The sequence below is a fragment of the Proteiniborus ethanoligenes genome (assembly GCF_900107485.1).
Classification (GTDB): domain Bacteria; phylum Bacillota; class Clostridia; order Tissierellales; family Proteiniboraceae; genus Proteiniborus; species Proteiniborus ethanoligenes.
The window spans coordinates 1-1673 of sequence record NZ_FNQE01000066.1 but is presented as its reverse complement, the minus strand read 5'-3'; the positions used below and the strand labels follow the sequence as shown (position 1 = coordinate 1673).

Sequence of the window (1673 nt, the reverse complement as noted above, 5' to 3'; positions counted from 1 at the left end):
TAATAAAGTTGGTCTTTGAAAATTGAACAGTGAGAAGCCAGTAAAAAGGTTTACAGTCGAAAGACACAAAAACCAAACAATTTTAATGAGTAGGAAAACTTTAATTTGAGAGTTTGATCCTGGCTCAGGATGAACGCTGGCGGCGTGCTTAACACATGCAAGTCGAACGAGTTACATTAGAGGAAGTTTTCGGATGGAATCTAATGTAGCTAGTGGCGGACGGGTGAGTAACGCGTGGGAAACCTGCCCTATACAGGGGAATAGCCTCGGGAAACCGGGATTAATACCCCATAAAACTCTAGAATCGCATGATTCATGAGCCAAAGATTTATCGGTATAGGATGGTCCCGCGTCTGATTAGCTAGTTGGTGAGGTAAAGGCTCACCAAGGCGACGATCAGTAGCCGGCCTGAGAGGGTGAACGGCCACACTGGAACTGAGACACGGTCCAGACTCCTACGGGAGGCAGCAGTGGGGAATATTGCACAATGGGGGAAACCCTGATGCAGCGACGCCGCGTGAGCGAAGAAGGCCTTCGGGTCGTAAAGCTCTGTCCTAAGGGAAGAAGAAGACGGTACCTTAGGAGGAAGCCCCGGCTAACTACGTGCCAGCAGCCGCGGTAATACGTAGGGGGCGAGCGTTATCCGGAATTACTGGGCGTAAAGGGTGCGCAGGCGGCCATTTAAGTCAGATGTGAAAGGCTACGGCTTAACCGTAGTTAGCATTTGAAACTAGAAGGCTTGAGTGCAGTAGAGGAGAGTGGAATTCCTAGTGTAGCGGTGAAATGCGTAGATATTAGGAGGAACACCAGTGGCGAAGGCGACTCTCTGGACTGCAACTGACGCTGAGGCACGAAAGCGTGGGTAGCGAACAGGATTAGATACCCTGGTAGTCCACGCCGTAAACGATGAGTGCTAGGTGTTGGAGGAGACATCCTTCAGTGCCGGAGCTAACGCATTAAGCACTCCGCCTGGGGAGTACGTACGCAAGTATGAAACTCAAAGGAATTGACGGGGACCCGCACAAGCAGCGGAGCATGTGGTTTAATTCGACGCAACGCGAAGAACCTTACCAGGGCTTGACATCCCTCTGCCGTAGCTAGAGATAGCTATTTATCTTCGGATACAGAGGAGACAGGTGGTGCATGGTTGTCGTCAGCTCGTGTCGTGAGATGTTGGGTTAAGTCCCGCAACGAGCGCAACCCTTGCCTTTAGTTGATAACAGGTAAAGCTGATAACTCTAGAGGGACTGCCGGTGACAAACCGGAGGAAGGTGGGGATGACGTCAAATCATCATGCCCCTTATGTCCTGGGCTACACACGTGCTACAATGGCCGGTACAACGGGTAGCGAGGCTGCGAAGCCAAGCCAATCCCAAGAAGCCGGTCCCAGTTCGGATTGTAGGCTGCAACTCGCCTACATGAAGTCGGAGTTGCTAGTAATCGCAAATCAGAATGTTGCGGTGAATGCGTTCCCGGGTCTTGTACACACCGCCCGTCACACCATGAGAGTCGGTAACACCCGAAGCCAGTGAGCTAACCGTAAGGAGGCAGCTGTCGAAGGTGGGATCGATGATTGGGGTGAAGTCGTAACAAGGTAGCCGTATCGGAAGGTGCGGCTGGATCACCTCCTTTCTAAGGAAAATAAGCTTCTCACTGTTTAATTTTGAGAGACC

Annotated in this window: 1 rRNA gene; it reads left to right on the top strand. The window is 51.3% G+C overall.

What is annotated here, in order from left to right:
• Window positions 1-101: 101 nt before the first annotated feature.
• Window positions 102-1632, top strand: a 16S ribosomal RNA gene (locus BLV37_RS14740).
• The last annotated feature ends 41 nt before the right edge of the window (window positions 1633-1673 follow it).